The following is a 26,386-nucleotide window of genomic DNA, read 5'->3' on the forward strand; positions in this document are numbered from 1 at the left end:
TAGATAATATGGCTCACAATACCGAGGCATCGCTCGATACTCGCATTTATACTCCATACGCCCGATTGCTGAAACTGCAATCGCAAGTTCAAGCTTTATCACTATTGCCACACTTGATGGCGCAGTCGGCAATGTCTGGCAGACACAGTTCTCCGTTTCGCGGTCGTGGTCTTAACTTCGAAGAATTGCGACATTATCAGCTTGGTGATGACATTCGTAATCTCGATTGGAAGGTCACGATGCGTACTGGTAAACCGCATGTCAGAACCTATACCGAAGAGAAAGATCGTAACTTTATTCTGTGTATTGACCAGCGAAGCGGGATGTATTTTTCGTCAGTCGATACGATGAAATCGGTCGTTGCAGCTGAAGTTGGCGCACTGGCTGCTTGGCGAATCATAAAAGACAACGACCGTGTGGGTTTTATCATTAATCATAGTGACCACATCGAGTACATAAAACCACAGCGCTCGCAAAATCATCTGCTACATGGACTTAAGCGCTTGTGTCACGCAAATCAATCCCTTGGCTTACACAGTGAAGACAGTGACAGCGTAGGCTTTGCAGCGACCATATCTATGCTTGGTAATCTGGGGTTAAAAAACGCCACCTTAGTTTTCATATCGGATTGGTCAGACGCAACAGAGCATGATATTGACCGACTGAAATACCTACAACAGCACAATGATATCCTCAGCGTAATTATCTCGGACCCACTAGAACGTCGGCTACCTGACGAGATTCTTGATGCGTCAACGTTAGTATTTGGCGATGGTAAGTATCAGCTAAGTGTGACAGAGAAACATAAACTCAATGCCGCCAATGCTGGTTTGGCTGCCCAATCTCAAAGCAAACTGGAAAGCTTACGCCAGCTTATGTCGATAAAAAAATTACCTGTGATTGAACTGACGACCGATGGTGACCACATTGCCAGGTTTAAACGAGCTGTAGGAGGGTTTAGCTCATGACTCAACCTGCACCTAGCTCTTACATTTTGCGTAACATGCTCGAAGTTCCTAATCCTGATTCTGTTAGTTGGTTGCCACAAACCATTGGATGGCAACTTATCGGATTACTTATCGTTCTACTCATTGGCGTTAAACTTTTTCGCGGCTATTGTCGCCATTCTATGCTTCGTTACCGAAGAGAAGCACTCGCTATTCTGCAAAGCAACAAAACATCACCACAACGCGACCAGATGTGTTACGACGTACTAAAAAGTGTCACGCAGTACCTTAAAATCTCTCAATCTCAGCAATATGGAACAGCATGGATAGAGCAATTGAACCGCTATGTCAGTCCTGATGCTCAATTTAATGTTGAGTTGGGTGGAAAATGGTTACGCACTTTACTGAGTTCAAAAGTGACACTAGACGCTTCGGAATCAGAACATATTTATCAACAAGTACATAGGTGGATTGAACATCACCCCGTACCTAATTGGCTTAAACAGTATTGGCAGGCAAAACAAGTGATTGCTCGCAGTCTCAGTAGAATGGGTATTCAAGGAGGTCAGCGATGAGTTGGTCTACCTTAACATTGACGTATCCGCTGTGGCTTTTGCTTTTGCCGCTGCCAGTGGTTGTCTATCGATTTGTACCTGCATACAAGACCAAACAAAGTGCCATCAAAGTCCCTTTCTTTAATAAGTTGCTGGATATTTTGGGTGAGCAGCCAGAACTTGGTGCCAGCCAATTGCAGCCGTCTTGGTGGCAACGTGGAATACTGATCGTTTCATGGTGCTTATTGGTTATTGCAATGACCAAACCTACGGTATTGGGCGAGCCACAAACGAGAGAGAAGCTTGGTCGAGATGTGATGGTCGCGGTTGATTTATCGGGCTCTATGTCTGAGATGGACTTCTCTTCGTCAGATGGTCAAGCGGTCTCAAGGCTTGATGCTGTCAAAAGTGTCTTGCATGAGTTCGTTGCAACGCGAGAAGGTGATCGACTTGGTCTGATACTGTTTGGTGATGCGGCTTATCTTCAAACGCCTTTCACCGCGGATCACGATGTCTGGCTTGCGTTACTTGATCAGACTGAAGTGGCGATGGCAGGACAGAGCACACATCTAGGGGATGCGATAGGTCTCGCGATTAAGGTATTTGAACAATCTGAATCGTCAAAAGACAAAGAGAAAGTCGTCGTGGTACTGACCGATGGTAATGACACAGGCAGTTTTGTAGAGCCTAAAGATGCCGCTATTGTCGCGGCGGCAAAAGGAGTGCGTATTCACGTGATTGCGATGGGTGATCCCGCCACCATCGGTGAGCAGGCTCTGGATATGGCAACGATCGATAATATTGCTAGCCAATCAGGTGGTCAGGCATTTCAGGCCCTAGACCAAGAAGCACTTCAACAAGCGTACCAAACGATTGGTGAGTTAGAGCCGAAGTTGTACGAAAGTAATCAATACCGACCTAAACAAACTGTGCACCAGTATTTTTTGATGGTAGTCGTCATCTTGTATTTGATTGCCTTTTCAACCGCAACGCTACGCCGTCGGTATGGTCAACCTCGCGAACTTAACGAGACCAATCAAACAGGGAGAAACCTCTAATGAACTCCCTAGTCGTCGAGCAAATTAGTTCTCAGTTCCATTTTATGCGTCCCTATTGGTTGCTTGCTTTTGTGCCATTAGCCTTGCTGTTGTTACTTCGTTTGCGCAGAGAATCATCTGCTGCTTGGAAAACCATCATTCCTGAGCATCTGCAAAAGGCGTTGGTAATTGGCGAGCAAGGGTGGAAAAGCCAGCTGCCACTTAAACTCCTTAGTGCGATTCTTGGATTAGCTATTATTGTTTGCGCAGGGCCGACTTGGCAACGTGAGGCCTCGCCATTTGGTGAGGACCAAGGCGAGTTAGTGATAGTACTCGATACCAGCCAATCGATGATGCAAAGTGATCTACCGCCTTCTCGACTCGAGCGTGCCAAGTATAAAATCCGCGACTTACTGCAAGCTCGTCAAGGAGGAAAAACATCGCTTATTGTCTTTGCTGGCAGCGCTCACACCGCGATGCCAATGACAGAAGATAATCAGGTGTTCTTGCCGTTCTTAAACGCTATTTCACCAGAAGTGATTCCTGTTCAGGGTAAAAGTGCCCAAGCCGCTATCCCTCAAATACAGTCGCAGCTTAAAGGCAGCTCATCGGGTTCAGTGCTCATTATTTCAGATGGCGTAGCATCAGAGGCGATTGACCAGTATAAGACGGCGTTTGAAGACTCAAACGTGCTTGTCATGGTGATGGCGGTAGGCAGTGAACGCAACCAATCAAGCGCAGCAACAGACTGGGACAGCCTAAAGCAGCTTGCCAATGACACAGGTGGAAGGTACTACGCGTTGAGTATCGACAACGCCGATGTTGAACAAATTGCTACTGATGTTGAAAGGCATATGCAAATCTCGGGAGAGTCAGCTATGCCTTGGCGTGATATGGGCTACTATCTGGTCTTTCCGATTATGCTGCTGGCCTTGCTTTGGTTCAGAAAGGGGTGGTTGGTGCAATGGATGTTCATCGCAACCTTGTTAAGTCCAAATATTTTGGTTTCAGAAGCACACGCAAAAACGGTGTCGTCGGTGGCAAAAACCGAGACAACGGCACAACCTATGTCCCAAGTGGATCAACTCTGGATCTTTGCGAAACAAGCGTGGATGAATCTTTGGCTGACTCCCGATCAACAAGGTCAGTGGTATTTTGAGCGTGGAGAGTTTCTAAAAGCGGCAAAGCATTATCAAGAGCCCATGAATAAAGGCATTACCTATTACTACGGGCGCGATTTTAAGTCAGCACAAGCGCAGTTTTTGCAAGTTCAGAATAGCGAACTAGGTACTCTATATTTAGGCAATGCATTAGCAAGGCAACGAGAATACTTGGCAGCAAGAAACCTCTATCGCGCGCTTGCTAAGGACACGCAATCCGTGGATATTGCAGAAAAAGCGACCCATAACTACCAGGTGATGCAATCGCTGGTTGACGAAATAAACCAATTCAGTGAAAGCCAAAAAGGGACCACAGATGGGCCGGAAGAATCTACAGAGCTTGGTGATAATCCTCAAACGGCAGATGGCGCTGATGAAACGACGACATGGGAAATGATGCTAAAAGAGACGCTCAATGCACGGGAAATTCTAGGGAGTGAAGAACTGGCTGATAAATGGCTAAGCCGAGTGGAAGCCGATCCTAAACACTTCTTACGCAATAAATTCCAGATTCAACTGCGTGACACTCAGAGAGGTCAAACTCAATGATTTTTCGATTTGGCAATGTAAAACAATTGAGCTTACTGCTTGTTAGCACTTTCTTAATGATGTTCTCTGTACAATCTAATGCGGCTATGTCCATAAACGAGCTTGAACGTATAGGAGGCGTAGAAATCAAATCTTGGCTCAGTAAAGGAGCAACCGCGTCTGAACCTGCTGCCATTAGAGAACAGGTGATATTGTACATTGAGGTATCGACACCCCGTTGGTTTACAGGAGGTACTCGCATTTCGGCTTTTGGTATGCCCGATCTTATTGTCAAACAGCGAAATCAGCTTGCGACCAATTATACTGAGAGAAAAAATGGCCAAACATGGTCACGTCAGCGTTGGGAGATTACGCTTTACCCTCAGCAAAGTGGTGAATATCGTTTACCTAAAGTTCCAGTTAGAGTTCAAGTGTCAGCACCTGATGGGACTAACGTGCAAGGTACACTCTATACCAAACCGATGTCGCTTTTTACTCAACTTCCAGATGCTTCCTTTACTCCAAATAAGCCTTGGTTTGTTGCTAGTAAGGTCAAGATTTCGGAACAGTGGCAGCAGTCATCTGAGAAGTTGGAAGCAGGAGATAGCCTGACAAGAAAAGTCACTATTACGGCTGATGACACGTTATCGATACTGTTGCCTCCGTTAGACAGTGAACAATCCATCGGTGGCACGAAATCTTATCCCAAACCAAGTGCGTTGACAGATAGTCAGACTCGTGGAAACTATCAATCGACCCGAACCGATGAGACTGTTTATATACTGACAACAGGTGGTGAGGTCACGTTTCCTAAGCAGACGATTCGTTGGTGGGATAGCGAGTCACAGTCTGTCAAAGAAGTTACACTAGCGACTAAAAAAGTAACCGTTGCTCACACTTGGCGATCTTTATTGAATACCTATTGGTCGCAGATAGCTATACTAATCAGTACCTCTATTGTATTGATTAGCTTGATGATATTTGTAAGTCGTTACTATAAGTATCATCCTAAACCGCCTTGGTGGCTGTTCCAACAAGCTGTAAGACGACAAGACTGGCCTAAGGTAAGAACATTACTTTATCTAAAAGGTCGAAAGCGCACTGGCAATCTAGAGCTAAAGCGAATGCATGATGGTGATAAGTGGCGAGAGGCAAGTGAGCATGTTCAAAGGCAGACGCCAACCAAAGAAAACAGCTATTGGCTTTGGCGTCATTTGAAAAGTAGCAAAGAACAACAGTGCGTAAGTGACTTAAAAGGCCTTGATAAATGGCGCTGAGCACCGTGCGTTAAGTTAAGGTAATAATGAAAAATACTGAGCTAAACCTAATTCCTGTATTCGTTGCAATCTATGAAGAGCAAAGCCTTTCTAGTGCCGCTTCAAGGTTGGGAATTAGTCAGCCTGCCGTTAGTAAGGCTTTAAAGCGGTTAAGAGAAATCTACGATGATTCGTTATTTCATCGAAATGCGAGCGGTGTGGAGCCGACCACATTTGCCAATGATATCTATCCGGCGTTAGCCACTTCGTTGAAAAACTTCACATCAACGCTAGAAGCTTCACGAGATTTTAACCCGAAGACATCAACCAAGACCTTCTCAATAGCCTCAGTATCCGCTGCCAATTATGCGATATTGCCAGAGTTACTCGTTCGCATTGCTAAAATCGCACCGAAAGTTTCGCTGGAAGTTCATCCTCTATTTACAGAAGACCACGAATCGGATCTGCGGTTGCAACGATATGATTTAGTGATCGATAGAACTCGGGATGAGACGTCCACACTCAAAGTGAAAGAAATTTTCCGTGAAAAACTCTATGTAGTGGTCGCAAAAGACCATCCTCGTATCACTGGCAATACCATCACCACAGAGCAATATCTTGCTGAACAGCATGTTGTGATGTCTCAATGGCAAACTCGTAAGAGCTTTTTCAACGAGAAAGATTTTCCGGAGTTTGGTAAGCGTAAAATTATGTATCGAGCGGCTGGTGAGGTTGATATGCTGCCAGCGATTAGCCAGACTGACGCAATCGGAATTATCACTCACTCCACTTTTCATAAATTTGCGAATGGGTTAGACGTCAAAGCACTAAGCATGCCATTCGGGGCGTCGGATTACGGTCTGAGCATGGTGTGGCATCCAAGTCGAAATTCGGATTCTGCTCACCAATGGTTGAGGCAACAAATCGTAAAAGTTGCAGCTCAGGTAGCCTAGAATTCAGTTACTGCTTATACATGTGCTGATAATCTGGAATATGGGCTTCCCAACGAGCAGGCTCTCCAATATAGCTCTTCAATTGATTAATAAACTCGGAAACAAGCAAGGTTTGTTTCCGGTGAGGGTATATTGCATAAATACCCGTGTCTTGAGTTGAAAGCGTGTAATCAGTTAGCAGAGGCACCAAGCCGAGTTCATCAATTGGCCTTTCGAGGTTGAATAGGTCGATCACACAATATCCGATGCCATTTTGAGTTGCCGACATCATGGTTCGAACATCATTAACCTTGTAATTGCCCTGCATCTTATAATGATTCATTTCCTGACAATGAGGCGTTCGACTCATTTTAAAGCTATCAAGACAGACATCACCGTTATTGTAGATAACAGCAGGTAGGGTCACTAATTCCTCGGGCGTCTTCGGCGTACCATGCTGGGTGAGAAATTCTTTTGATGCAACAATAGCAAAATTGGTTTTAGCCAATTTTTTTGCGATAAGGTTGGAGTCAGTCAGTTTTCCCATACGAATGGCTAAATCGAAATGGTCGGCAATGATATCCGTCTTGCGGTCATCTAAGTGCAAGGTGACTTGTACATTTGGGTATTTTTGCATAAAACAGCTAATGACGGGTTGGACATATTGTTGACCTAGAAACACAGCAGATACAATTCGGATGATGCCTTTGGGTTCGGATTGGTAGGAGTCTGCGATACCTTTAATATTGTCTAAAGACGCTAATAAAACGTGAGCCTCAGCAAGAATATCCTCACCTGCCGAGGTGAGAAAAAATGACCGAGTAGAACGATTGAGTAACTGTACGCCCAACGTCTCCTCAAGTTTTTTTATTTGCTTAGAGAGTGAGGAGTTATCCATATTGTTGAGGGTTGCAGCTTTGGCAAACGAACCTTGTTGAACAACATCAACAAAGAGTCGAAGTTGGTGAGTGATTGACATGTTACTCAAATTCTTTGTGGAAGACCGTTTTTATACTAGTGGAGTCGTTTCCAGATTGGAAGCGACCGAGTATTTCTATCGTCTGGTGAATCACTCTTCAACCGAAAGAATACGATTTCGCCCTTGTTCTTTAGCTTGATAAAGCAATTGGTCAGCGCGTTCCATAAAGTACATGAAATCCTCATATCCTTCGGGAATATGGGTAAAGACGCCGATTGAAGTAGTGATTGCACTTATCTCTGCAGCGTCATTTGAGGTCAAGGACTCAATAGCACTGCGGACTTGCTCGGCAATCTCCATGACTTGTTTATGCTCTGAACCGCAAACGACAACTAAAAATTCGTCACCGCCCATGCGGAAAATATAGTCGCTCTCTCGACAAAATTTCGAAGATAACACACGACTGAACTGGACAATCGCTTCATCACCTTTGACATGTCCTAATGTATCGTTGAGGTGTTTGAAGTTATCGAGATCGAGGGAGATAAAGCTTAATTTACTATTTTCGACTTTAGCTCGAAGTAGAGTTTCTGGTGTCATCATCATAAAGTAGCGACGATTGAACAGCCCCGATAGTTCGTCCGTTACGGCAAGTTTTTGCAACTTGTCGTTTAGCGCTTTTAGTTCTTTTTCTGCAATGATGCGACGATTCTTTTCACGAATCAGTTCGATAGCATGAGAAGAAAGCTCAAAGTACATATTTAGTATGGTATCGGTTAGCGTGCCATGTTCGTCTATCAACTTAGCTTCCGCCGCGATTTTCGCTTGTTGTAAGTCGATTGCTCCATCGGAAAGAGCACTGAGTACCAATCCCATTTTTTTGTCTTCATGGAGAATGTGTAACAGTAGCCAACGAATCAGGAAGTGGAGTATCTGCTCTGTTGCTTCATGCCAACCACTCTCTTTAGTCCTGCTTTGCAGGTTGAGAATCTCTGGTAAAAATGACTCATGGTTCGCTTTGTGAAGTTGACACCAACTATCATGCTCAAAGTATTGCTGCCATACATGTTCCTCTTCAGAGAAGTGATAGCGAGCGTAATCAGCCAATTCGTCGAAAATGGTGGAAACTTGGAGTTGGTTATCGTAAACCAACGCATTAGCCAGTTTGTTGATCAACGAGAACAGGTTTCGGTGTTGCTCGTCGATAACGGGAATTCCGGTTTCGAAGTTGGTGTTCCAAGGAAACAGTTCTATTTGATTGCTAGGCATCATTGGACTATCTGTGATGACAAGAGGAGCCTGATGGTATCGAAAATAACCAGAGTGAAAAAGCTCGAGTTAGCCTAAATTTACTAAATTATCATCAAATCATAAGGTTATGTGTGGTTTATTCAAAATGATACTAGGGTGCTGTATCCTTGATTCAGTGGTAACTTCCCCTTTTCTTACACAAATTGTGAGTAGTAGCGTAGGAATTGATGTGCAACCAAGAGAGTGTCTACTCTCTTGGTTGGGCTAAAGGCTAGTTTTGAATCACTTCTGGCAACATCTCGCCAGTTGCACCACTTGGGGCACTCACGCTTAGATAGCCTGACAGTGTGGGAGCGATATCGTAAGGGGTAATCGGGCGAGTGACAGTTCTGGGCTTGAGGTTGTGGCCGGCAAATATCACCGGAACATGGGTATCGTAGCGCCATGGTGAACCGTGCGTGGACGCAATAGTAAGTCCATCCATGTCATTGATATAAGTACGAGGACCAAACACCATATACACGTCACCCGAGCGAAGAGGGTGGTAGTTGTTGCGAATCAGTTCATTTACCCGTGAGTTCGCCACTCGATTGTTCGCAATATCTTCACTGGTTACTGCAGTCGCCACACCTTTTACTTTCATTACTTCTTCCGCAATCACTTTTTGCACATCACTGAGGGATGCTTTGCTCGCTGAAATGAGTTGGTGATCGAGGTAAATATAGGGTTGGGCATAAAGCTTAATCACTTCCTTTCCCAAACCAAATTCACTGCTAAGTCGTGTCATAAGTGCGTCCGTTAGCAACGCACCCTTGTTAAAGTAGAACGGCTGTCGAAAGCCCAGTGTATTGACAGTTGGAGACGCCTCGGGCACGCCGTGATCAGCAGAGAGCACGATAAGGGTATTCTCTAGACCGATAGAATCGTCAACATACTTGAATAGCTTGGCAAGAGTGTTGTCTAGGCGAATTAAGTTGTCTTCGGTTTCTAGGCTCGATGCCCCATAAAGGTGAACAACGTAATCATTGGAAGAAAAACTGATAGCGAGATAGTCTGTCGCGTTTCCGGTTCCTAACTTTTCTTGAGCCAGCAGCGTCTTGGCGAAGTCAGCCGTGATCTCATCGCCAGCTGGGCTTACTGTCAACATTGTTGAGTAGTACTTATAAGATGCGGGGCCGTAAGGGTGAGGAAAGGTGCGAGCAAAGCCGCCTAAATCCACTTTATGTTCTTTACTGTTTTCTTGCAGAGAGTATTGTTCTCTCGGCAGTGATAACTCCCAGCGCTTGCCTGAATACTTGGCAGGAATAGCTTTCTCATTCCATCGGTCAACCCAGAAAGGGTTACGGTTATAATAATAATCACTGGTGACAAATTGAGACTGTGCTTTTGAGAACCAAAAGGCTTTACCACCATGTCCAGCAAGAGAAATAGCGCCGCGGTCTTTCACTGACACAGAGAAAACGCGTGATTGTCCATTATTGCTAATAACGAGCTCATCACTAAATGTAGTGGAAAGAATAGGTTCTGGTGAACGACCGTCACCAGCCGCTGCTTTTTGTGTTGGATCGATCTCCGTGGATTTATCAACGCCAGCCCCAGACGTTAACATGGAATAGCTCGGGTCTTCGACATTGTAGACCAGTCTATCTAAGCTACGGTCAAACCAAACATTACCTACCATACCATGAACGGCTGGTGGTGCTCCTGTTGCGAGGGAAACATGACCGACAATGGTTTCTGTGTTGGCATGCTGGTAATTGGCATTTTTATAGTAAACGCCTTGATCCATAAGGTATTTAAAACCATTGTCAGAGAAATTGTGTTTGTAACGTTCTATAAGGTCTGCTCGCAATCCATCCACGGTTATTTGTAGCACAAGGTTGGGTTTTGCTTCTGCGGCTAGCGCAGCGCTGGTGTTCAAGCACAGTGCGACCAATAGTGACGCCGTCACTATTGGTTTGGAGAATTTGTTATTATGCATAGTATGTCCTTGCCATGACGATAAAAGGTTATTTGTCTTTCGCGAGTCTAAGGCCCATATCCGACATAATGATTGATTGACTCGCAAAGTCGCGTCGGAAGTTTTCAGATTCGTTCGCGTCGTAAGAGAAACTGCCACCTCTTACGGATTTATGTGAAAGCCCTGAATCTGAATGTTTAGCGTTATTTGGGTTATCAACAGGAGAAAAACGATAGAAGCCGTCGTCGAAAGCATCTTGGACAAACTCACCTACGTTTCCTGTCATATCATACAAACCGAGTTCATTCGGCTGTTTCATTCCAACTGGGTGAGCGCGATTCTTAGCGTTCTCTGAGTACCAAGCGACATCATTGATGCTGTCAGAGCCAGCGTAGAGATAGCCTTTAGAGTGGATACCACCTTTCGCTGCAAACTCCCACTCAGCTTCTGTCGGTAAGCGATATTTTTCACCGGTCATTTCATTAAGTTTCTCAACGAAGTAGTTGGCTTGTTGCCAGCTTAAATTATTCACGGGTACATCAGGCGCTGCGAAGTAACTCATCGATGAACCCATAACGGACTCGAACAGCTCTTGGGTGACTTCAAACTTGGACAGATAAAAGCTATCGACTCGGACAGGATGGGCGGGACGCTCTGACTTTGCTGCGGTGTTGGAGTCGGACCCCATAGTAAACTCACCACCTTCAACGAGAACCATATCTTGGTTGATACTCATAGCGATAGGATGGTTGGACGGACTCACGCAGCCAGAAAGTAGTATAGGTAGCGCAATGATGGCTAAAACAACAAGTAGTTTTGTTGTATTCCATGCCCTTTTTTCCTCTGAGTAATCAGTCATAGTTTGGCTCTGTAGTGTTAAGAAACATCTCCTCAATTTTAACGACTGCCCACTTTCTTTTTGGTTATAAGCACTATAACGCCCGCATGTGTCGCCCTGATATAAAATGCGATGAGTCTCAACACAAAAGGTGCATGGTTTATGGTATTCAGTGTGAATTCAGCTCAGTCGTTAGGCGGTTCTCAAAAGACAGAGTCCTCACAGCCAATCCACTTATCGCAAGGTCCCCAATTTCAAGGGAAAGCTTCCAAAAGAATGCATGTGATGGCGAAACCCATTGGCGCGGTGTGCAACATTGATTGCAACTACTGCTATTACCTGAGTAAACAAGACCTGCTGGAATACAAAAAAGGCTGTTCGCCAGAGATGGACGAAGGGCTTCTCGAGCAGTACATCAAAAACTACATTGAAGGACAGAATACGCCGGAAATTATCTTCTCGTGGCAGGGGGGGGAGCCAACTATGCTTGGGCTGAGTTATTTCGAAAAAGTGGTTGAGCTACAAAAGAAATATCAGCCTGTCGGGATTAAGATTTCAAATGATCTGCAAACGAACGGTACTCTGCTTGATGACAAATGGTGTGAGTTTCTTGCTAAGAACCAATTCCTTGTTGGACTGAGTATTGATGGCCCACAGATGCTACACGATGCTTACCGAACCAACCGAGCAGGGCGTGGCACGCATAAGCAAGTGATGAAGGCAGTTGAACTGCTGCACAAACACAAGGTGAGCTTTGCCACTTTGACCTGCGTTAATAACCTCACGAGCAAGAATCCTTTAGAAGTGTATCGTTTTTTGCGTGATGAAGTGCGTTCACCACAAATGCAGTTTATTCCAATTGTTGAGCAGAAGTCGTTCCGAACTACCGCACCGCAAACATGGAAATCAAATGAGCAGCTCAAGCAAGGAGACAAAAGACTCATCCCCGGAAACGCCAACTCGATTATGGAATCATGGTGTGTCTCTGATGAGGCTTGGGGTAACTTCCTTATTGCCATCTTCGATGAGTGGATTCAGCGAGATATTGGCCGTGTGTTTGTTCAGTATTTTGAAGCGAGTGTGGAAACTTGGATGGGACGAAAAAATCCGTTATGTACGCTTGGTCAATTGTGTGGCAAAGGCTTAGCAATGGAGCCTAATGGCGATGTTTATAGTTGTGACCATTATGTATACCCCGAGTACAAAATTGGCAATATTAACGAAACTAAATTGGAAACAATGGCTTATAGCCAAGTACAACAAAATTTCGGATTTGCTAAATCTAAGACGCTAACGGCGCAGTGTCAGCAGTGTGACTATCAGTTTGCATGCTATGGCGAATGTCCCAAAAACCGATTTATTAAAACCCGTACCGGTGAGCCTGGGCTCAACTACCTTTGTGCAGGGTGGAAAAAGTTCTTCTCGCACGCAGATAAAGCGATTGCCTATATCTTACGTGCCACCGGCAATCCGGTAGCTCATGGAAATTACAGCGACCAAGCCATTCGCAATGTTGGATTTGCAACCAAGTTCTAGGAGCCGACCAATGAAAAATAGACATCTGTTCGCGTTAGGTGCGATGGCAACGATCTTTAGTCTTTTGGCAGTCAGTGCCGAACCACAGAAAGATCAAGTGACCAAAACCAAACCACAAAGCGTCGCTGCTTCAGCTCAAGAAAGTACGGCGCAACAAATTCAGCGCCTTTCTTATACGGCGCAGAATCAGTCAGAGAACGTACAATGTCGCGTTGATGCTTTGCATCAGCTTAGTCAGTTTCCAAATCAGAATGCACTGGTTGCAGTTTCAAGAGCGCTTAAAGACGCAAACTCTGATATTCGACAAGCAGCCATCGTAGGTGCCAAGCCTTATCAGTTTGAATATCGATGGAAGTTGGTAGCTCCATTGTTAAACGATGAAAGTAGTGACGTGCAGTTGGCAGCTTTAGTAAATTTGATCCCTGATTACACCAATATGAATGAGCAGCAGCAACAACAGCTTGATAAGATTTACCCAAGCGCTATTCAGCAGTTGAAGCAGCATTCTGGCAGTGAAAAGCAGTTACTTCTAGCGGATGTTTACCGTTGGCATCAAGACTTCAGCAGCGCTGAACTAATCTATCAACAGTTGATAACGAACCCTGCAATGGCGACGCAGGTCTCTCTGAGTCTATCGGATAATTATCGAGCGCAACAACGAGATGAGAAGGCGCTAGAAGTGCTAAATCGTGCTATTGAAAACGATAGTATGTCGGCTCAACTATATTATTCAAAAGCGCTAACCCTAGTTAGAATAGGGAACAAGAATGAGGCGGCTAATGCTATCGAAAAGGCGACGAAGTATGCGCCTGACAATAGCTATTATTGGTACTTAAACGGCGTACTTCAAGAACCCATTGATGTCGCGAAAGCGACGAACTCATTTGAAAAGGCGTATCTGATTTCTGGTGCGCCAGAACAGCTCTACGCGGTTTGCGATATTTATGTACGAACTGGACACGCAAAAGCAGACGTGTGTTTGGCCGAACTGCAAAAAGTAGCCCCTCCCTACGTTATTGAAGAACTCAAGAAAAAGTAAGCAATAATTAAAGTAAACCGGTAAATATAAGTTACCAAAGTTAAAATTTTCTTAATAAAGAGTTGGATAGCATAGAGAATAAAGGCATTCTGTTCGGTATCGTTTTCTAACAGGATGTGGAACACATGATTATTGAAGATGGCGCTGTCCATATTGATTCTTTTTTAGCGGTAACTCTGGGTATTGTCGTTCTCTTTGTTGGTCGAAGACTGAATCAGGTTGTTGGATTCCTCAAAGAATTCAGCATTCCTGAACCGGTCTCCGGAGGAATCGTCTTTTCGGTTCTTTTTGCTCTGTTCTACATGGCGACATCCATAGAAGTCAGTTTCGATCTGATGGCTCGTGATGTCTTGCTCGTCTACTTTTTCACGACTATCGGTATCAATGCGAGTTTAGGAGATCTGAGAAAAGGTGGGAAACCTTTGGTGATCTTACTTGCGGTGACCATTGCTTACATGATAGTTCAGAACTTGACGGGTATTACCGTTGCGACCGCGTTTGGTTTAGAGCCAGTAGCAGGGCTGCTAAGTGGAACAGTATCACTGATTGGTGGGCACGGAACGGCGATAGCCTGGGCGCCTAAAATTCAAGAGCAGTTTGGTTTAAATTCTGCCATGGAACTGGGTATTGCAAGTGCTACGTTTGGTCTTATTCTAGCGAGTATTATGGGAGGGCCAATTGCCAAGTTTCTCATCAAACGTTACGACCTTAAACCTCAAGAACAGCAGTCATTGGACGTTGGTGTTTCTGAAAACCAACCTGAGCCTAAAATTACTTCCTACGATTTTCTTGATGCTATGTTGGCAATCCACACCTGTATTATCGTGGGTGTGTTCTTGAATGAAGGTATCGAGCATTTAGGATTGCAGCTTCCATTGTTCGTTACGTGTTTATTCGCTGGTATCATTCTTTCTAACCTAGTGCCTCATAACTATCCAAGAATTACAGGGACCTCATGGCCGGCCAACAAGCCAGCGGTGGCTTTGATCGCCGATATGTCACTTGGTGCTTTCCTTGCGATGTCGCTGATGAGTATGCAATTGTGGACGCTGGTTGATTTGGCTGGACCAATATTTGCCATATTGGCGGCTCAATTTGTCGTGGCTATATTGGTTAATCTTTTTGTTATTTTCCCTGCTATGGGTAAAAACTATGACGCTGCCGTGATTTGTTCAGGTTTTGGAGGGATCTCGCTGGGATCGACACCAACAGCGATGGCAAATATGTCAGCGGTCGCGCAAAAGTATGGTAATTCGCATCAAGCTTTTATCGTGGTTCCATTAGTTTGCGCGTTTTTTATCGACCTCGCGAATGCAGTGATCATCCCTTACTTTATGGGTATTCTTATGTAAGCTGTTTCGAAGAGTCTCTGACTAAAGCCTAAATGTGGTGCTGTATTCCCTAGTTGATGACAACTTAGGGCTACAGCGCTGAAACAGACCAAAACCCTTCACCGAAATCATTCAACTGAGCACGACTTCTCCTGAGGTAATTTCTCAGTCCGTACTGACAATCTCACTTTGTAGTTACAAGGCGGGCAATGAGACCGCTCATACTATTGCGTAGGTTATAACGGAACGATCAGTTAGATAAAAGGGATGACAATGAAGTTATATGAACAAGCGGCAACGGTAAGCTGCAAACGACTGAACTTTTTTTGCGTGAGATTAACGCTCAGGGTTTTGAGCGTGTAGAAATCAATGTGCGTGAAGGAGACAACTTAAGTGACGACTATAAAGCGAAAAGCGCAAATGGAAAGGTACCGCTTCTTGAGCTTGACGATGGCACGTATTTAAGTGAAACCGTAGCCATTAGCCGCTACTTTGACGAAATACAGCCCAATAGCCTGAATTTATTCGGCGGCACTATCTTGGAACGTGCAAAAGTAGAAATGTGGAACCGTATCGTTGAAATAGACGGCATTCAAAATGCTTTTCAGGCGTTTCGTAACTCTACCGGACTTTATAAGGATCGAGAAAACTGCGTGGAAGCTTGGGGTGTGGAAGCTAAGCATCGAGTAGAACTGTTTTTACCTAAATTGGATAAACAATTATCGGAATCTGAATACGTCGCAACAGAAAGTTACACTATTGCGGATATCAGTGCCTACATATTGGTCGTAGTGGCGATAAATGCGTTAAACATTGAGGCGCTAGAGCCATACCCACATATAAAGCGCTGGTTTGACAGGGTGTCATCTCGTCCGGCGATGCAAGCTTAATAAAGACCACTTGGCTTCTCTTATGTCGAGAAAGGGAAGCCAAGCATGTGGCTGGATTTGCGTTTGGATTTGAAAATTCTCGCAAACTCACTAGGTTTATAAGAAAGCTCGGATAGGAGACTTCTTAGTGAGTCGAAAGAAAATACTGATGGTAATCACCTCTCATGATCGTTTGGGGGACGGCAATGAAAAGACAGGTTTTTGGCTTGAAGAATTTGCCTCGCCTTATTACGTATTCAAAGCGGCAGGATTGCACATTACGTTATGCTCTCCCAAAGGAGGGCAACCTCCCATCGATCCTAAAAGTGCTCTGCCTGAGTTTCAGACTGAGGCCACGACAAAATTTAACCAAGATCCTGTCGCCCGTACTCACCTTGCGCAAACATTAAGACTCGTTGAGGTACAAGCTTCTGATTATGATGCGGTCTTTTATCCCGGAGGTCATGGGCCTCTTTGGGATCTAACTTGCGACCCTGACTCGGTATCGCTGATAGACGATTTTTTTGTCCAAGGAAAACCCGTGGGTGCGGTATGCCACGCTTCTGGTGTGTTGATCAACGTTGTTGGCGAGGATGAAGAGCCGATCGTCAACGGTAAACGAGTAACGGGATTTAGTAATAGTGAAGAACAAGCCGTGGGTTTAAGTGACGTGGTTCCTTATCTCGTCGAAGAAGAATTGACCAATCGTGGAGGACTTTATCGTAAAGCAGAAGATTGGAGTAGTCACATCGAAATCGATGGACAGCTCATTACCGGACAAAACCCAGCAAGTTCCTCCGCGGTAGCGCAAGCGCTAGTAGACTACCTAAATGCGAGGTAGAAGGACAATCCAAATAATGTCGGTTTTTTATTGTAAGCAAGACACGCTACAAAGTGTGACGGTGGCGAGATTGTTTGTGTTGTTCTGGTTATATCTGACGTTTTATTGACAAAGCAAATAGTACAATAGAGTCAATTAGAGCAATCTATTTTCATTAATTACTCTAATGACACTTATAATGACTACAAAAACCGAACGTGAAAAAATGCTTGCCGGTGAAGCCTATAAAGCGTGGGATGAAGAACTGGTTAAAGCGCGTCTGAATTGTCGAAAAACACTTAAGCTGCTCAATGACAGTATTCCTAATACCGACCAATGGAAACAAGCTCAAGAAGCACTCATTCCTAATCGAAGTGGAAATTTATATATCGAGCCACCATTTCGTTGTGATTATGGGGAGAATATCCACGTTGGAAATAACTTTTATGCCAACTTCAATTGCGTGATATTAGATGTCAATGTCGTTGAGATCGGTGATAACGTACTTTTTGCTCCTAATGTGCAGATATATACTGCGGGACATCCACTAGACGTGAAAGGACGTGTTGATGAGGAAGTTGAGTTCGGGTTGCCGATAAAGATCGGCCACAACGTTTGGCTAGGTGGTGGTGTGATAGTGTGTCCTGGTGTCACTATTGGTGATAATGCCGTTATCGGTGCGGGTAGCGTCGTCACCAAAGATATTCCTGCGAATAGCTTAGCGGTTGGTAATCCGTGTAGGGTTATTAAAGAAATCGATAATGGCCAATGATTTGTTCAATAACTGCCGATTTCTGTTACTAAAGCAAGAATAAAATAAATCGAAAACAGCAACTTAACTTTGCGTCAAAAAATTGTTGAGTAGACAACGATTTTTTGACGTTTTGTTTGATGTCCATTACATAAAAATTTATTATAGCGGCGTTAGTTCTAAAAGTGTCTATTTGTAGTGGATTTGGCGTTGCAGTATTCAGATTTTGAGTTGTCATTGGGTTTGCTGGAAAAAGCGTTGGAAAGCGCATCTGCTGCTGTCCTAATTACAGACGCCAATGCACATATCCAATACGCGAATAAACAATTCTATAATCTTACCGGTTATTGTGAACAAGAAGTGATTGGTAAGAATCCAAACTTTCTTCGTTCTGGCAAAACAACAGTGAAAACCTATCATGATATGTGGTCGAAACTTCTTTCGGGCCAGGATTGGTATGGTGAACTTATAAATAGAAAAAAGAATGGCACGTTATTTGTCGAACAAGCGCACATTAGCCCGTTCGAATATCAAGGCCAGCATTTCTATATTGCGGTCAAACGAGACGTCACATCTGAAAAGAACCTAACCGAAAAGCTAAGTGAGTTAGCCTATTTTGATGCACTTACTCGACTACCAAATAGGACTTCCTTTTTTGATCATCTTCAAGATTTTTTGGTTGAGCATCAAGATTCCACCGAACCTTATTCATTATTACTTATCGACTTAAATGAGTTTAAATCGATCAATGATAGTAAAGGGCATGATTACGGCGATCTGTTTTTACAAAACGTCGCTCGATGTTTTCGGGATGTCATTGCAGAACAGGGCGTTGTAGCCCGTTTAGGTGGAGATGAATTTGTTGTTTTGCTGCCCAATTGTGACGCCAATTTGGCTGAAAACATGGCTCAAAATTTACTAGATGCTATTGCTTATATTGAGATTGGAAACAAATCCGAGCGTGGTTCCGCTGCGGTAGGTATTACCACGAATAACAGCAAAAGGATTCCAACCAGTTTGCTTCTCAAACAAGCTGACCTCGCTATGTATAGAGCTAAGCAATGCCAAACTATGTGGGTAAGTTACAACGAAGAGATGGGAACACAATGGGGACGAAAAAAAGCTCTAGCGCAGCGGCTAGCTGAGGCTATAGAGCTGCATAAACTTGAAGTGAGTTTTATGCCCGTCATCGATTTACACAAAAATGAAGTGGTGGCATACAAAAGTCGACTTGAATGGGTAGACCAAGTATTGGGCAATGTGGATCGATTTGAATTTATCCCTATTGCAGAAGAATCTCAATTAATTCGTAAACTCAATTTATTTACCATCGAGCAAGCCTGTAAATACGCCACGGTCGGGGTACTGAAAACTGTAGCGGTGAAAGTCTCTTCAAAAAACTTCGGGCATGGTTTGTTCGTACAAGAAGTCATGGAGATCCTCCACCGTTCCAAATTGCCTCCTCAGTGTTTGGAGCTAGAAGTGTTTGAAGACATGCTATCCAAGAAGCGCTGTGTGGACGAGCTATACCAATTGGTTGAGTTTGGTTGTCAAATTACCGTTGCCGACTTTGGTATGGGGCATATTTCTATTTCTGAGTTACGTGCTTTACCAATCCAAAAGCTAAAAGTTGGGGCACAGTTAACCGAAGAAATTGCTCAAGATATCTCAGTAGAGCAGGTAGCAAAAGCCATTGTCGGCTTCGCGAATGTTTTAAATATTGAAACTATTGCTGAAGGGGTAACGACAGAAGAACAGCTTCAATCGTTAAAAGCGATAGGCTGTCATTTTGCTTCAGGACCATACATTTCATATCGTAGGCAACAAGGCAGTTAATCCACTTATTTTCCTCATTTAATTCAATTTGTCACAGTTTGAAATCATTCACGAAAAACTAATCGAAACGTTTCGATAGTCCGATCTGGCTCACACTTGCCTATTCAGTCCCTCGATCTTTTGACGCACTGCGTTAGGATTGTCATCGAAACGTTTCGATGACAAAATTATCAAAAATATTTATCTAGCAATACAGTCTCGATAAAGCCGCATGAAGCAGGTATAAGACATGAAAAAAAGTGCTCTAATTAACTCTGAACTCTCCTTTTTAGTGTCCACATTAGGTCACACTGATGAAGTGACTATTTGTGATGCAGGGTTACCTATAGCAGACCACGTGCAGCGCATCGATCTTGCGCTAACTCATGGCGTTCCCGCGTTCTTAGATACCGTGAAAGTGTATCTCGGGGAAGCACAAATTGAAGGCGTATTAATGGCTGAGGAATTCAAACGGGTTAGCCCAGAACTTCATAATGCTTTGATCGATATTATTGAAGAGGAAAAACAAGCGACAGGTAAAGCAATTTCAGTTGCATACGTTTCACATGAAGAGTTCAAAGTAAGAACACACGAATCAAAAGCGGTAGTGAGAACAGGTGAATGTACGCCTTATGCTAACGTGATCTTTCAAGCGGGCGTCGTCTTTTAGCCCGGCAAAGCAAGACAGTACAGGACAACCAACATGCTGCAACCAATATTACAATTGAGCGATATTGAAAAAGCTTTCCCTGGCGTAAAAGCGCTGGATAAAGCCAGTTTGAATGTGTATCCAGGCAAGGTCATGGCTTTGCTAGGTGAGAATGGCGCTGGCAAATCGACAATGATGAAAGTGTTAACTGGCATTTACTCCAAAGATTCAGGTGAGCTACGTTATCAGGGCGCTGAAACTTCGTTTCAGGGGCCACGAGACTCTCAGCAAGCGGGCATTAGCATTATCCATCAGGAATTAAACCTGATTCCCGAACTGACTATCGCAGAAAATATCTTTTTAGGTCGTGAGAAAACCAACGCGTTTGGGCGAATTTTGTGGATTGACATGTACGCGGAAGCGGATCGCTTGTTGGCGCGCTTAAATGTAAAACACAGCTCAAAAACATTATTGGGTGAGCTGAGCCTCGGTGAGCAACAAATGGTGGAGATAGCCAAGGCACTATCATTTAAATCCAAAGTCATCATTATGGATGAGCCTACTGATGCCTTGACCGATACTGAAACAGAGTCACTATTTAGTGTGATCAACGAACTACGCGAGCAGGGCTGTGGCATCGTCTATATTTCCCATCGCTTAAAAGAGATCTTTGAGATTTGTGATGACATTACGGTGTTACGTGATGGTAAGTTTATCGGGCAACGCACGGTTGCTGAAACCGACGAAGATCTGCTTATCGAAATGATGGTGGGTCGTAAACTCGATGAACAATATCCGCGTATCGATGCCGTTCATGGCAAAACCAGCTTAGAGGTGAAAAACCTGTCAGGTCCTGGCGTCAATGATGTCAGCTTTACCTTAGATCAGGGAGAGATTCTTGGGATCTCTGGACTCATGGGAGCAGGGCGAACAGAGCTGATGAAAATTATCTATGGCGCTCGCAAACGTGAGTCTGGATCTGTGATTCTCAATGGCAAAACTATCAACCCAAGTAGTCCACAGGACGGCTTGGCCAATGGTATCGCGTATATCTCTGAAGACCGTAAAGGCGATGGGTTGGTGCTGGGTTTGTCTGTTAAAGAGAACATGTCGCTTTGTGCCCTTGAACAGCTATCTAAAGGCGTTCAGATTCAACATAGCGAAGAAGTGATTGCGGTCGAGGATTTTATCAAACTGTTTAACATCAAGACGCCGTCTCGTGATCAGATCATTGGTAACTTATCTGGTGGTAACCAGCAGAAGGTAGCTATTGCCAAAGGGCTGATGACCAAACCAAAAGTTCTGATTCTGGACGAACCCACCCGTGGCGTTGATGTTGGTGCAAAAAAAGAAATCTATCAGCTTATCAACAAATTTAAAGCAGATGGTATGAGCATCATTCTCGTATCATCAGAAATGCCTGAAGTATTGGGTATGAGTGATCGCATTTTGGTTATGCATGAGGGGCACATAAGCGGAGAGTTTATGGCACACGAAGCAAATCAAGAAAAACTATTAGCATGCGCTGTCGGCAAAAATGTAAGTGAGGAAGCAGCATGAGCAATAAAACAATGAGTGTTGATACCGAAAAAAAGAAGCCTCTTTTTAACAAAGAGTGGTTCATCGAGCAGAAGTCACTGATCGCTTTGATCTTCTTGATTGTTGTGGTGTCATTCCTTAACCCTAACTTTTTCACCGTAGACAATATTCTGAATATTCTACGTCAAACGTCTGTTAACGCTATTATCGCGGTTGGTATGACCTTGGTCATTTTGACTGCGGGCATTGACTTGAGTGTTGGCTCGGTATTAGCACTTTGCGGTGCGTTTGCAGCGAGTTTGATTGCCATGGAAGTGCCGGTATTAATCGCCGTTCCTACTGCTTTACTTGCTGGTGCTGCATTGGGTGCGATCAGTGGCATCATTATCGCGAAAGGTAAGGTGCAAGCTTTTATAGCAACATTGGTAACGATGACCTTGTTACGCGGTGTCACTATGGTTTATACCGATGGTCGTCCTATTTCAACGGGCTTTACGGATACCGCTGATGCGTTCGCATGGTTTGGTACAGGCTACGCTATGGGCATTCCGGTACCAGTCTGGATTATGGTAATTGTTTTTGCCGCAGCATGGTATCTACTTAACCATACACGATTTGGTCGTTATGTTTACGCACTAGGCGGCAATGAATCAGCGACACGTTTGTCTGGTATTAATGTCGACAAAGTAAAAATCGGTGTGTACGCCATCTGTGGTTTGTTAGCAGCACTAGCCGGTATCATAGTGACTTCCCGCTTATCATCAGCGCAACCTACGGCAGGTATGGGCTATGAGTTAGATGCTATCGCTGCTGTTGTCCTTGGAGGCACTAGCTTGATGGGTGGTAAAGGTCGAATCATGGGAACCTTGATTGGTGCTCTTATCATCGGCTTCCTTAACAATGCATTGAATTTATTAGATGTTTCCTCCTACTACCAAATGATTGCTAAAGCAGTGGTTATCCTGCTGGCAGTATTGGTAGACAACAAAAATAAGTAATAACTCGTAGATACACTTTAACAATAACTGGCTCGACAATGAGTTGATCCAAACCCTACACAAAGGACTAAAACGATGAAAAAATTAGCAACTCTTATCTCTGCTGCGGTGCTTTCTGCTTCGATGTCTGCAGCGGCATCGGCACAAGATACGATGGCAATTGTAGTATCGACACTTAACAATCCATTCTTTGTAACCATGAAAGAGGGCGCGGAGGCGAAAGCAAAAGATTTGGGTTATAACCTGATCGTTTTGGACTCTCAGAATGACCCAAGTAAAGAGCTGTCTAACATCGAAGATTTAACCGTTCGCGGCGTTAAAGCGATTCTGATCAATCCAACAGACTCGGATGCCGTATCTAATGCAATCCGCATGGCGAACCGCTCTAATATCCCAGTACTCACTCTTGACCGTGGTGCAAGCCGTGGCGATGTGGTCAGCCATATTGCTTCTGACAACGTTGTGGGTGGTGAAATGGCGGGTCACTACATCATGGAAAAAGTCGGTGAGAAAGCAAAAGTCATCCAACTAGAGGGTATCGCGGGTACGTCGGCGGCTCGTGAGCGTGGTGAAGGCTTCATGACCGCAGCAAAGGGGTCTCAAATGGATTTATTAGCGAGTCAGCCTGCAGACTTCGACCGCACTAAAGGTTTGAACGTAATGGAAAACCTGCTAGCAGCGAACCCTGACGTTCAAGCGGTCTTTGCACAAAACGATGAAATGGCATTGGGCGCACTTCGCGCTGTTGAGGCCGCAGGTAAAGACGTAATGATTGTCGGTTTTGACGGCACAGAGGACGGTATGGCTGCGGTCAAGCGTGGCAAACTGGCAGCAACAATCGCTCAACAGCCTGACATGATCGGTGCACTTGGTGTTGAAACTGCGGATAAATTGCTAAAAGGTGAAAAGGTCGAAGAGTACATCCCAGTTCCTCTCAAAGTGATCACTAACTAATTACTTTCCGAGTAGCAATCTATCTACAAAAAGTAGTAAAGCTCTCCTTTTAGCAAAGGAGAGCTTTAGATGGACAAGAACCACTTTTTTAGAGTTAGTTTCGGCTTGTCATTGAGAGGCAACCCCAAGTTAATTTATTCGAGTTAAAAGGAACAATATATGAATAAACTCATCGTATTGGGTAGTGTGAATGCAGATCATGTGCTGCAGGTTCCTTCTTTCCCTAGGCCCGGTGAAACCTTACACGGTATGAATTACCAAGTCATTCCCGGTGGTAAAGGGGCAAACCAAGCGGTAGCCGCGGCGCGCCTTGGTGGAGATACTGGCTTTATTGCCTGTGTAGGTGATGATGCGTTTGGCATTAACATTCGCGAAGCATTCAAAGCTGATGGCATTAATATCGAGGGTGTTCAGCTAGAACCGGGCACGCCAACTGGTATTGCGATGATTCAAGTCGCTGAAAGTGGTGAAAATAGTATTTGTATTTCTGCGGAAGCAAACGCCAAACTCACTACGGCTCGTATCGAGCCTCACAAAGCGATGATCGAGAGCGCAAACTACTTATTAACACAACTAGAAACGCCGCTTGAAGGCATCGAATATGCCGCTAAACTTGCGAAGCAGTCGAAAACGAACGTTGTGTTGAACCCAGCGCCCGCAATGATGTTGCCAGACTCTCTTCTTGAGTGCATTGATGTTATTACACCAAATGAGACAGAAGTAGAAGTTCTAACGGGCATTACGGTTAACGATGATGAGTCAGCACAACAAGCTGCTAATGAATTGCATCGCAAAGGCATTGAAATCGTCATCATTACACTTGGTTCGAAAGGCGTTTGGTTAAGTCAAAATGGTCGGGGTGAGCGTATTGCCGGATTTAAAGTTGACGCGACCGATACCACTGCTGCGGGTGATACTTTTAATGGTGCTTTGGTCACCGGATTAATCGAAGGAAAATCCATTGAAGAGGCTATCGTTTTCGCTCATGCTGCTGCCGCTATTTCAGTGACTCGATTCGGTGCTCAGACTTCCATTCCTTCGTTAGATGAAGTAAAAGACTTTATAGAGCAAAAAGCTTAATAAAAGCCTAAATCAGGTGACGATAACAAAGAAGCAGTAGCGGAGAGCATTGCCCAATGGCAACGATGAAGGACATTGCAAGACTGGCCGGAGTATCCACATCAACGGTAAGTCATGTCATCAACAAAACACGGTTTGTGAGTGAAGAGATTTCGGAGCGAGTCAACAACGCAGCGAAAGAACTTAACTATGCCCCTTCAGCTTTGGCTCGTAGCCTTAAAATGAATCGTACGCGAACCATTGGAATGTTAGTGACCACCTCAACCAACCCATTCTTTGGTGAGGTGGTGAAAGGGGTAGAACGTAGTTGCTATCATCAAAACTACAATCTTATTCTGTGCAATACAGAAGGGGATACGGAGCGCATGCGAGCATCCATTGATACACTTTTGCAAAAGCGTGTCGATGGGTTGATTCTTATGTGTTCCACTCTAGAAGGTGAGAAACTGGATATCTTTGACCAGTACCCAAGTATCCCTGTTGTAGTCATGGATTGGGGGCCTATCCATTTTGAAAGTGACAAGATTCAGGATAACTCCTATCTGGGCGGCTATTTGGCGACGAAGCACTTGATAGAATGTGGGCATAATGAGATTGGTTGCATTACTGGACCATTGAATCGCCATCAGGCCTTGATGCGCTATGAAGGTTACAAGAAAGCCTTGAAAGAACATTCACTGCGGATAAATCCAGACTGGATCATTGAGTCAGATTTTGAATGTGATGGCGGGGCTAAGTCTTTAGAGGCTTTGATGTCTCGCGGGGCATTACCGAGCTCGCTATTTGTATGCAATGACATGATGGCGATGGGCGCTATCAATATTGCTCATAACAAAGGTGTAAAAGTACCGGAAGAGCTATCAATTATTGGTTATGACGATATTCATATAGCGAAGTATATGACGCCCGCCTTAACTACCATCCATCAGCCGAAATATCGTTTAGGTAAGGCGGCGGTTGAGACCTTGTTAGCTAAGATAGATAAAACTAATGAAGTTCCTGATGTTGTTCAGCTAGAACCAACGCTGGTGGTAAGAAACAGTGTGAAGTCGTTATTGTAGTTGGTTCTTGTCAGATGACAAAATAGTTTGATCGATTCTAATAAAGATTGTCCAGATACAATAAAGTTTGATCAATTTTTGGCTTTAAATTCGTAATCAGCTAGACACGAGTTATCTCACTTCTGCCCCTTTCGGAGTTTCAAACTATACCAAAAATCACCGTCATCCCCTTGAAAAAGGGGATCTCATTCAGCGCGTTGAGAAGTTAAATTACGTGACTTAATCTAATATTTTCAGTTGCCTACACTTGGTATGAGATCCTCACTTTCGTGAGGATGACGGCTATATGAAGTATGTTAGACATGAAGGGATGTAGAGCGTTTCTGTCCAAACTCGTGTCAGGCCAACCAGTTGTGATTACCGAGGGAGGTTGACGGTCTAATTACCGAAGGACTCTGTCATAGTCTTATTAATAGTAGTCAACCTTGACAGTTCTGCTCTTATTCGATAATTGATGCCTCGGCACGAGCTTGCCGTAACTCTCTTGTATTCAGCTTTTCTTCAAGCCAGATGCTCCTTACTGTTGAGTGACTAATCGAGATGTTAAATCGCTTTCTCATCT

The 26,386-nt window shown here is 44.3% G+C and carries 22 protein-coding genes and 1 pseudogene; 19 read left to right on the forward strand and 4 right to left on the reverse strand.

The features are described from left to right. Nucleotides 1-8: 8 nt before the first annotated feature. Genes VTH8203_RS10220 through VTH8203_RS10245 form a run of 6 tightly spaced genes read left to right on the forward strand, consistent with a single transcriptional unit; the run spans nt 9 to nt 6,435 of the window. A complete protein-coding gene (locus VTH8203_RS10220; protein WP_096993583.1) occupies nt 9-968 on the forward strand; it encodes a DUF58 domain-containing protein in 960 nt (319 codons plus the stop codon). Next, the gene (locus VTH8203_RS10225) at nt 965-1,522 is read left to right on the forward strand and encodes a DUF4381 family protein (protein WP_096993584.1); all 558 of its coding nucleotides are present in this window, start codon (nt 965-967) and stop codon (nt 1,520-1,522) included. The genes VTH8203_RS10220 and VTH8203_RS10225 overlap by 4 nt, the downstream gene beginning before the upstream one ends. Next, nucleotides 1,519-2,559: a vWA domain-containing protein gene (locus VTH8203_RS10230; protein WP_096993585.1), complete on the forward strand. Its 1,041-nt coding sequence runs from the start codon at nt 1,519-1,521 to the stop codon at nt 2,557-2,559. Before VTH8203_RS10225 ends, VTH8203_RS10230 begins: the two co-directional genes overlap by 4 nt. Then, nucleotides 2,559-4,247, forward strand: a complete 1,689-nt coding sequence (locus VTH8203_RS10235) for a VWA domain-containing protein (protein ID WP_096993586.1) — start codon at nt 2,559-2,561, stop codon at nt 4,245-4,247. The genes VTH8203_RS10230 and VTH8203_RS10235 overlap by 1 nt, the downstream gene beginning before the upstream one ends. Then, nucleotides 4,244-5,503 carry a BatD family protein gene (locus VTH8203_RS10240; RefSeq protein ID WP_096993587.1) on the forward strand — a complete coding sequence of 420 codons (1,260 nt, stop codon included), beginning with the start codon at nt 4,244-4,246 and terminating at the stop codon, nt 5,501-5,503. The genes VTH8203_RS10235 and VTH8203_RS10240 overlap by 4 nt, the downstream gene beginning before the upstream one ends. Nucleotides 5,504-5,529: 26 nt before the next feature. Continuing rightward, a complete protein-coding gene (locus VTH8203_RS10245; protein WP_096993588.1) occupies nt 5,530-6,435 on the forward strand; it encodes a LysR family transcriptional regulator in 906 nt (301 codons plus the stop codon). 7 nt (nt 6,436-6,442) lie between these two features. Here the strand turns inward: VTH8203_RS10245 and VTH8203_RS10250 are convergent, their stop codons facing one another. From VTH8203_RS10250 to VTH8203_RS10265, 4 genes are all read right to left on the reverse strand, one after another. Then, a complete protein-coding gene (locus VTH8203_RS10250) occupies nt 6,443-7,393 on the reverse strand; it encodes a LysR family transcriptional regulator (RefSeq protein ID WP_096993589.1) in 951 nt (316 codons plus the stop codon). 90 nt (nt 7,394-7,483) lie between these two features. Next, nucleotides 7,484-8,605: a bacteriohemerythrin gene (locus tag VTH8203_RS10255; RefSeq protein WP_306346040.1), complete on the reverse strand. Its 1,122-nt coding sequence runs from the start codon at nt 8,603-8,605 to the stop codon at nt 7,484-7,486. 250 nt (nt 8,606-8,855) lie between these two features. Next, complete coding sequence (locus tag VTH8203_RS10260) at nt 8,856-10,565, reverse strand: alkaline phosphatase family protein (protein ID WP_208617737.1); 1,710 nt, start codon at nt 10,563-10,565, stop codon at nt 8,856-8,858. A gap of 28 nt (nt 10,566-10,593) precedes the next feature. Then, on the reverse strand, nt 10,594-11,403 hold the full coding sequence (locus tag VTH8203_RS10265; RefSeq protein ID WP_096993590.1) for a formylglycine-generating enzyme family protein: 810 nt from the start codon (nt 11,401-11,403) through the stop codon (nt 10,594-10,596). Nucleotides 11,404-11,610: 207 nt separating this feature from the next. On the opposite strand from VTH8203_RS10265, the gene VTH8203_RS10270 reads away from it, so the two are divergent. The 13 genes and pseudogenes from VTH8203_RS10270 to VTH8203_RS10330 all read left to right on the forward strand — a co-directional run bounded on the left by VTH8203_RS10270 (nt 11,611) and on the right by VTH8203_RS10330 (nt 25,824). Beyond that, nucleotides 11,611-12,918: an anaerobic sulfatase maturase gene (locus VTH8203_RS10270; protein WP_096993606.1), complete on the forward strand. Its 1,308-nt coding sequence runs from the start codon at nt 11,611-11,613 to the stop codon at nt 12,916-12,918. Nucleotides 12,919-12,928: 10 nt separating this feature from the next. Further along, nucleotides 12,929-13,957: a tetratricopeptide repeat protein gene (locus VTH8203_RS10275; protein ID WP_096993591.1), complete on the forward strand. Its 1,029-nt coding sequence runs from the start codon at nt 12,929-12,931 to the stop codon at nt 13,955-13,957. A gap of 125 nt (nt 13,958-14,082) precedes the next feature. Then, on the forward strand, nt 14,083-15,309 hold the full coding sequence (gene gltS / locus VTH8203_RS10280; protein WP_096993592.1) for a sodium/glutamate symporter: 1,227 nt from the start codon (nt 14,083-14,085) through the stop codon (nt 15,307-15,309). 252 nt (nt 15,310-15,561) lie between these two features. Further along, nucleotides 15,562-16,178, forward strand: a pseudogene (locus tag VTH8203_RS10285) (glutathione binding-like protein). 148 nt (nt 16,179-16,326) lie between these two features. Further along, a complete protein-coding gene (locus VTH8203_RS10290; RefSeq protein WP_096993593.1) occupies nt 16,327-16,998 on the forward strand; it encodes a type 1 glutamine amidotransferase domain-containing protein in 672 nt (223 codons plus the stop codon). A 178-nt stretch (nt 16,999-17,176) separates the two neighbouring features. Next, nucleotides 17,177-17,749 (forward strand): sugar O-acetyltransferase, encoded by a 573-nt coding sequence (locus VTH8203_RS10295; RefSeq protein WP_096993594.1) that lies wholly within the window; start codon nt 17,177-17,179, stop codon nt 17,747-17,749. 189 nt (nt 17,750-17,938) lie between these two features. Next, nucleotides 17,939-19,564 carry a putative bifunctional diguanylate cyclase/phosphodiesterase gene (locus tag VTH8203_RS10300; RefSeq protein WP_158296114.1) on the forward strand — a complete coding sequence of 542 codons (1,626 nt, stop codon included), beginning with the start codon at nt 17,939-17,941 and terminating at the stop codon, nt 19,562-19,564. A 229-nt stretch (nt 19,565-19,793) separates the two neighbouring features. Beyond that, complete coding sequence (rbsD, locus tag VTH8203_RS10305) at nt 19,794-20,213, forward strand: D-ribose pyranase (protein WP_096993596.1); 420 nt, start codon at nt 19,794-19,796, stop codon at nt 20,211-20,213. A 33-nt stretch (nt 20,214-20,246) separates the two neighbouring features. Beyond that, nucleotides 20,247-21,752 (forward strand): ribose ABC transporter ATP-binding protein RbsA, encoded by a 1,506-nt coding sequence (rbsA, locus tag VTH8203_RS10310; RefSeq protein ID WP_096993597.1) that lies wholly within the window; start codon nt 20,247-20,249, stop codon nt 21,750-21,752. Then, on the forward strand, nt 21,749-22,729 hold the full coding sequence (gene rbsC, locus VTH8203_RS10315) for a ribose ABC transporter permease (protein WP_096993598.1): 981 nt from the start codon (nt 21,749-21,751) through the stop codon (nt 22,727-22,729). Before rbsA ends, rbsC begins: the two co-directional genes overlap by 4 nt. A 75-nt stretch (nt 22,730-22,804) precedes the next feature. Beyond that, on the forward strand, nt 22,805-23,683 hold the full coding sequence (rbsB, locus tag VTH8203_RS10320; RefSeq protein ID WP_096993599.1) for a ribose ABC transporter substrate-binding protein RbsB: 879 nt from the start codon (nt 22,805-22,807) through the stop codon (nt 23,681-23,683). A 159-nt stretch (nt 23,684-23,842) separates the two neighbouring features. Continuing rightward, complete coding sequence (rbsK, locus tag VTH8203_RS10325) at nt 23,843-24,763, forward strand: ribokinase (protein ID WP_096993600.1); 921 nt, start codon at nt 23,843-23,845, stop codon at nt 24,761-24,763. Nucleotides 24,764-24,819: 56 nt separating this feature from the next. Continuing rightward, entirely contained in the window at nt 24,820-25,824 is a 1,005-nt protein-coding gene (locus tag VTH8203_RS10330) for a substrate-binding domain-containing protein (RefSeq protein WP_096993601.1), read from the forward strand. The last annotated feature ends 562 nt before the right edge of the window (nt 25,825-26,386 follow it).

Origin of the sequence: Vibrio thalassae (assembly GCF_900089835.1) — a bacterium.
GTDB classification, from domain to species: domain Bacteria; phylum Pseudomonadota; class Gammaproteobacteria; order Enterobacterales; family Vibrionaceae; genus Vibrio; species Vibrio thalassae.